Origin of the sequence: Methylophaga sp. UBA5088, assembly GCF_002414625.1 — a bacterium.
GTDB lineage: Bacteria > Pseudomonadota > Gammaproteobacteria > Nitrosococcales > Methylophagaceae > Methylophaga > Methylophaga marina.
This window is the reverse complement of record NZ_DIAC01000097.1, coordinates 335-715: the sequence shown is the minus strand read 5'-3', so window position 1 is coordinate 715 and position 381 is coordinate 335. Positions and strand designations below refer to the sequence as shown.

Genomic DNA, 381 nt, shown 5'->3' with positions numbered 1-381 from the left:
AATAAGGAGTCAATCATGGAAACAGCAATGCATGAAATGACCATTTGGGGGCTGGTAAGTGATGCCAGTATGTTAGTCAAAATAGTCATGATAATTCTGGTATTGGCGTCGATGGTGAGCTGGTATCTGATTCTTTGGCGTTCACATGTTCTCAATCGTTTGGAGAAACAAAACAAACAGTTTCAGCAACTATTCAGACAAACAAGTGATATGGCCGCTTTGCCAGCAGCCAAAACGGATGTGACTCTGTATAAAGCGATTCCTGCCATTTTTCAAACTGGCTGGCAAGAGTATGAAAAATATCAACATATCGGCACCATGGCGCAAGATAAAAAAGTAGAAAATATTGAACGCGCCATGTTGGTCAATATCGGTGAGCAG

At 41.5% G+C, this 381-nt stretch carries 1 pseudogene; it reads left to right on the top strand.

Annotation, left to right across the window (positions count from 1 at the left end):
• Positions 1-15: 15 nt before the first annotated feature.
• Positions 16-381 (top strand): annotated as a pseudogene (locus B4K20_RS11955) (protein TolQ); the annotation flags it as partial.